6 protein-coding genes are annotated in these 6000 nt (G+C 45.4%); 5 read left to right on the top strand and 1 reads right to left on the bottom strand.

What is annotated here, in order from left to right; translation table 11 throughout:
* Positions 1-58: 58 nt before the first annotated feature.
* The 3 genes from ABEW34_RS31080 to ABEW34_RS31070 all read left to right on the top strand — a co-directional run bounded on the left by ABEW34_RS31080 (position 59) and on the right by ABEW34_RS31070 (position 2273).
* On the top strand, positions 59-577 hold the full coding sequence (locus tag ABEW34_RS31080) for a hypothetical protein (RefSeq protein WP_430165469.1): 519 nt from the start codon (positions 59-61) through the stop codon (positions 575-577).
* 192 nt (positions 578-769) lie between these two features.
* Positions 770-1483: a pentapeptide repeat-containing protein gene (locus ABEW34_RS31075; protein WP_430165466.1), complete on the top strand. Its 714-nt coding sequence runs from the start codon at positions 770-772 to the stop codon at positions 1481-1483.
* Positions 1484-1592: 109 nt separating this feature from the next.
* Positions 1593-2273, top strand: a complete 681-nt coding sequence (locus ABEW34_RS31070) for an endonuclease V (RefSeq protein ID WP_430165463.1) — start codon at positions 1593-1595, stop codon at positions 2271-2273.
* Positions 2274-2421: 148 nt separating this feature from the next.
* On the opposite strand, the gene ABEW34_RS31065 is transcribed toward ABEW34_RS31070, so the two are convergent.
* Positions 2422-2784, bottom strand: a complete 363-nt coding sequence (locus ABEW34_RS31065; protein ID WP_099518597.1) for a winged helix-turn-helix transcriptional regulator — start codon at positions 2782-2784, stop codon at positions 2422-2424.
* A gap of 177 nt (positions 2785-2961) precedes the next feature.
* Here ABEW34_RS31065 and ABEW34_RS31060 point away from each other — a divergent pair, with 177 nt between their 5' ends.
* Positions 2962-4164 (top strand): MFS transporter, encoded by a 1203-nt coding sequence (locus ABEW34_RS31060; RefSeq protein WP_430165459.1) that lies wholly within the window; start codon positions 2962-2964, stop codon positions 4162-4164.
* 336 nt (positions 4165-4500) lie between these two features.
* Positions 4501-5979: a carboxylesterase/lipase family protein gene (locus ABEW34_RS31055; RefSeq protein ID WP_430165456.1), complete on the top strand. Its 1479-nt coding sequence runs from the start codon at positions 4501-4503 to the stop codon at positions 5977-5979.
* Positions 5980-6000 lie beyond the last annotated feature (21 nt).

The raw sequence follows: 6000 nt of genomic DNA, 5'->3' as shown, positions 1-6000 counted from the left end.
CTTTTCTTGACAACTCCAGGTCGTCAAGTAACAAGAGGGTATTGGAGGTTTGATTAAAATGGATTTTAGGGTATCTATTGGTTCTGATTTGCCTAGAGAAGCCTTGCGAAAGATACTTTACGATATGATATGCGAAGTGTTTTTTGTAGAATTAATTAATTATGAAGTGGAAGTAAGGGATCGATCTGGTGCTCAGCAAGTGAGTATTGGTTGCACTTATTTTTCACTAAGTATAGATTTAGATGAAGAAGAAGACTATATTAAACGCTTTCGAGAGATGAATCTCGAAGATCATGGGGTGGATACAAATGTTCCTATTAGTATTCAATTTATATCGCGTACTTTTGATATTGGGTGGTTAAAGATGCTTGAAGTTATTGGGAAAATACTGCAGTTGAACGATAAGGATATGCTTGTTGAAGATGATACCTCCTATCCATTAATAAAAAGGGTTAAAGGGAGTTTACTGATCAACACCCATTTAGATGAATATCAAACGAGTTATTTGGCTAAGGAAGATTTAGAACTACTGAACTACCCCTATCTAGAAGAGGATTTTTTTAAAGATAGAGAGTAAAAAAGCAGCCACTCTTTATTTGCTGAATAACAGGAACATTCAATCCTGTGGATGAGAGGCAAAAATGAGTGGGAGAAGAACAGTTTTGCAGCACAGGCTGCAAGCTGTTCTTTTTTCTATGAAAGTCGAAATTGCAGGAGTATCTACAGTAACAGTATTTAAAAAGCTAATTTTTATAAGGCAGGTGTTGAAATGGGAGAGCAGTCGAATGATTTAGCAAAAATTATGGAGACGATTAATAGAGTTCGATTAGAAGAAAGTATACTGGATTACTTAGAGATAGGCGGGCTGGATCTATCTTTTTCAGACTTATCAGAGCTAAGGGCAGATCGAATTATGGCTCATGGTACGAACATGCGTGGCTCTGAGCTATTAAGTGTCTCTTTGCGTGATTGTGAATTTGACAAGGCTAATCTGGAAAGCTGTAATTTGGAGGAAGCCGATATCGCTGATTGTGTATTAAGCGAGGCGAACCTGCGTAAAGCTCAGATGAAGTATGCGCAGATAAAAATAAGTACGTGTATAGAGACTTGTTTTGACGAGGTGGATTTTTACCATGGCCATTTATCTGGAACGACTTTCAATGAGGCTACATTTCGCCAGGCGAATCTAACGGGAATTACTGCAATCGAGGCCTATTTTGATGAAGCCGTCTTTGCTGGTGCTATTCTCATAGATGGAAACTTTGAAGGATCTGATTTCATCAAGGCCAATTTATCCGAAGTACAAGCTAGGAATGCGAATTTCTCAGGAGCTGATTTAACTGGAGCTACACTATGGAATGGTCATTTTCAAGCAGCTGACTTTACAAATGCTAAACTTGAAGATGTGATTTGGAAAGGGGCTAACATAGAAGGGGCTAAGTTCGATAAAGGTGTTAGAGAACAAATCTTAAAACAGCTATAAAAGGTATGATCATGCTGTGGACTACTGACGATGATGCCACCTCAGGCTGTATCCCCTGATAAAGTCGCAGTTTTAGTCATGAATACATATAACGAAAGGTCCAAACAAAATGGAAAATAAAATAACCGGAAGCTATGATGCCATTCAACAGGATTTAGTTCAGCAAATTAAGTTAGAAAAACATTTTAAAATAGAAGACATTAAGCTCATTGCCGGAGTGGATTTAGCGTACTGGGAGGAAGCTGAGAAGACAATTGCAGTGTGCTGCATATGTGTCGTAGATTTTCTAACGAAAGAGGTTGTAGAGATACAGTCTTTAAAAGCTGAAATTAAGGTGCCTTATATACCGGGCTATTTATCTTTTAGAGAATTGCCTTTAATTATTGATACGTTTAAGCTGTTGACTAGTGATCCGGATATGATCATGTTTGATGGCAATGGATATTTGCATCCTAGAAATATGGGAATCGCCACACATGCGTCCTTCCATCTGAATAAACCGACGATAGGTATGGCGAAAACTTATTTAAAAATCGATTCGGTTGATTTTGATATGCCGGCGAATGAAGCAGGGGCGTTCACCAATATTGTAATCAACAACATCGTTTATGGACGAGCGCTTAGAACGCATAAAGATGTGAAGCCTATTTTTATTTCATGCGGCAATTGGATCGATATAGATACAGCGACAGCCATCACGCTGGCGTTAATTAATAAAGAAAGCAGACTGCCTATACCTGTAAGACTAGCCGATTTAGAAACTAAAAAAAGGAGAGAGCATTTTAGATAGCATATGGAAGAGGCTCGTTCCACTTGGACTTCAAGGAGGAATAAGCCTTTTTTTAGAATAGCTTTAGAAAAGCCCCGCGAAACACAAACTCCAATATTACCTCTACCTCTACAACTACATCGCCATGCTACTAAGCAGCAGACTGTGCTTATTTATTCAAAACACTATCCTCCAGCATCGAATACTTATCGCCATAAATCCGGATAATATGCTCTTCTCCCCAGTTGCAGAGGGCGCTCAAAATGCTGTCGAGGCTGAGTCCGTATTCGGTCAGCTCGTATTCGACTTTAGGCGGCACTTGATTATACGTAATCCGGTTCACGATTCCATCGTCCTCCAGCTCGCGGAGCTGCTGAGTGAGCATTTTTTGCGTAATGCCTGGCATGAGCCGTTTCAGCTCGCTAGTCCGCTTCTTGCCGTGGGTGAGATGGCACAGAATGACGCATTTCCATTTTCCTCCGATTACCTCAAGCGTCGCTTCTACGGAAATATTGTATTTCTTCTTTGTCATGCTGCTCCTCCTTGCTGATCGGTATTTATAGGTACTTTTTAGTGCCTACAGTACTGAAAAGTACGTACTATTCTTTTGGATAGATATAACCTATCATAGCATTTATCGATCCATTGCGGCTACTCGCGAAGTGAACCGTACCCAATAGATACACGACAGAATAGGAGGCAATATAACATGACTATTAATCAAAAAAGAAGCACATTGGCACTGCTGGCTCTCGCCGTTAGCGCATTTGCCATTGGTACCACGGAATTTATAAGCGTCGGGCTGCTGCCGCTGATTTCAGAGGACTTGCAGGTATCGCTTCGGTCAGCGGGGCTGACTGTTTCGCTTTATGCACTGGGTGTAACGATTGGCGCTCCCATCCTTACCTCCCTAACGTCCAGCTTGTCACGCAAAACGCTGCTCATGTGGATTATGCTCATCTTCATTATCGGCAACAGCTTAGCGGCAGCATCGGCTAGCATTGAGGTGCTGCTGATCGCGCGCGTCGTTTCGGCTTTTTCGCATGGCCTATTTATGTCGATTGGCTCGACGATTGCGGCAGACCTTGTTCCGGCGAACCGCCGTGCCAGCGCGATTTCGATTATGTTCAGCGGATTGACCGTTGCGACGGTAACCGGTGTGCCGCTCGGTACATTTATCGGCCAGCTGTGGGGCTGGCGAACGGCTTTTGTCGCTATTGTAATTGTCGGCGTTCTTGCGTTTATCGCGAACCTGCTGCTCATTCCAGGCGATTTGCGCAAAGGAGCCCGTTCTTCCTTTAAAGATCAATTGCAATTGGTCAAAAATGGCCGGCTATTGCTGCTGTTCGCCATCACCGCCTTGGGCTACGGTGGCACATTTGTCGTATTCACTTATTTATCCCCGCTATTGCAGCAAATAACCGGATTTAAATCGGGAACGGTCACGGTTATTTTGCTCGTATACGGTATTGCGATTGCGCTCGGTAATATGATTGGCGGAAAGCTTGCCAACCGCAACCCGATTGTTGCTTTGTTTTATATGTTTATGGTACAGGCCGTTGTGCTCGTTATCCTGACATTTACGGCGCCTTTCAAAATCATCGGTCTAGTGACGATTATTGCGATGGGACTGCTGCATTTTATGAACGTGCCGGGTTTGCAGGTGTACGTTGTGATGCTGGCCGAACGGTTTGTGCCGCGTGCAGTTGATGTGGCCTCGGCGATTAATATTGCTGCCTTTAATGCAGGAATTGCTATCGGTGCTTATCTTGGCGGCATCATTGCTGCTTCCATCGGGCTTATTCATACGACCTGGATCGGCGCGTTGATGGTGCTGGGAGCGGTGCTGCTGAGTGGGTGGAGCATGGCGCTGGAGCGCAAGGATCAGAAGGGAAGTCAGAAAGCGGCGTAATTTTAGCGGGAGTATACAATCTGCAATAATAACAGGGCTGTCCATCCGTCAGTAAAATGGCGGGGACGGCTTTTTGCATTTTTAAAATAAATCCTTATTCGTCTGCAACCAAGTATATTTCCTTTAGTAAAAACAGCTCATCATTAAATGGATTATGGATGGAACTAGAAGCCCCTTAGGATCAGGAAATTAGAAGTTAAAAAGGCATAAAATTGATAAGCGGACGCCCATTTGCTATCATAAATAATAAGGGACTGACCGAAAAAACAAATCGGTCATTTCGTTTGTTTTCAACATTTTTTGCGTTCTATTATGGGCAATGAGGGAGAGTGAAGCATGTCAACGATCGAGGTAAATACGAAGGATGGCGCGGTTAAAGGGCAGCAGTTGAACGGAGTTTCCGTTTGGAAGGGAATTCCCTTTGCCAAGCCGCCGGTAGATGAGCTGCGATTTGCAGCGCCTGTTCCGCCTGAGCAGTGGGAAGGCGTCAGAGAAGCTTTCCATTTTGGCCCTGAAAATATACAGCCGAGACACAATGGGACGTCAGCGGAGTTTGCCGCAGGTACGTTCCACGAATCTGAAGATTGCCTTTATTTGAATGTATGGGCACCGGAAGCAGCCGTTACTGAAAATGCAGCCGCGCCGCTTCCAGTTATGGTATGGATTCATGGCGGCTCTTTCTTGACTGGAGCAGGAAGCTTGCCTCTCTATGATGGATCAGAGCTGGTGAAGCGAGGAAATGTGATCGTCGTAACGATCAATTATCGTCTAGGGCCGTTCGGGTTTCTGCATCTCGCGCCGCTTGGCGGCTCCTTCGTATCGAATGCAGGACTTCTAGATCAAATAGCAGCACTGGAATGGGTGAAAAATAATATCGCGGCGTTCGGCGGCGATCCCGCTGCCGTCACCATTTTTGGCGAATCAGCAGGCAGCATGAGCATTGCAGCACTGCTGGCTATGCCGAAGGCGAAAGGCTTGTACAATCGTGCCATTATGCAAAGCGGTGCCTCACAGTCCATTGCGCCTCAGCAAGCGGATGCCATCCGGGCAGGCCTGCTTCAAGCTCTCGGCATTAGCCCATCTGAGTTGGATAAGCTAAGGAGCGTGCCGGCGGAGCAGATTTTTGCAGCAGGAGAAAAGCTGAAGGAGCAGGCGGGAGACCGATTTGCGCTGCTGTTTCAACCGGTGCCCGACGAGGCGACGCTTCCGCAGACGCCGCTTGAGGCCATTCAGGAAGGGGCAGCGGCGGACATTCCTCTGCTAATCGGGACGAATTTGAATGAGGGGCATTTTTTCATCCGGCCCGATATGCCTTTTGATGATAATCTTGATATGACCAAAGCGTTGGCTTTTATGGCGCCGGATATCAAAAACGCGGCCACAGCCGCGGCTGCTTATCCGCAAACGTCAGACGGACAAGCGCAAATGATGACCGAAGCCTTTTTCTGGCGTTCGTCCCTGCAGTTCGCCACCGCACAAAGCGAGCATGCGCCTGTATGGATGTATCGTTTTGACTGGGTGCTTCCGGAGCACCCGCTGCTGAATAAAGCGATTCACGCCATTGAAATCTTCTTTGTGTTCAATACGCTGGAGCAAATGCAGAACATGGGCGTTACACCCGATGAGTCCATGAGGCAGTTAGCTTGGCGCATGCAGGATGCGTGGCTTGCTTTCGCCAAACAAGGCGCGCCTAATGTTGAAAATGTCACTTGGCCTGCATACAGCAAGCCGGAGCGTTCGACGCTCATTTTCAACCATAGCATTCAAGTAATTGCTGACCCTGAAGCCCAAAAACGCGAGCTGCTGGAGCTGTAAAGCATCAGAATAAAATAGGCT

Source organism: Paenibacillus algorifonticola, assembly GCF_050481745.1.
Lineage (GTDB): Bacteria > Bacillota > Bacilli > Paenibacillales > Paenibacillaceae > Pristimantibacillus > Pristimantibacillus algorifonticola_A.
This window is presented reverse-complemented; position numbering and strand designations above follow the sequence as displayed.

Coding starts and splice junctions, on each gene's coding strand:
- ABEW34_RS31055 (WP_430165456.1), top strand. CDS start 4,501: ATGTCAACGATCGAGGTAAATACGAAGGATGGCGCGGTTAAAGGGCAG.
- ABEW34_RS31075 (WP_430165466.1), top strand. CDS start 770: ATGGGAGAGCAGTCGAATGATTTAGCAAAAATTATGGAGACGATTAAT.
- ABEW34_RS31070 (WP_430165463.1), top strand. CDS start 1,593: ATGGAAAATAAAATAACCGGAAGCTATGATGCCATTCAACAGGATTTA.
- ABEW34_RS31080 (WP_430165469.1), top strand. CDS start 59: ATGGATTTTAGGGTATCTATTGGTTCTGATTTGCCTAGAGAAGCCTTG.
- ABEW34_RS31065 (WP_099518597.1), bottom strand. CDS start 2,784: ATGACAAAGAAGAAATACAATATTTCCGTAGAAGCGACGCTTGAGGTA.
- ABEW34_RS31060 (WP_430165459.1), top strand. CDS start 2,962: ATGACTATTAATCAAAAAAGAAGCACATTGGCACTGCTGGCTCTCGCC.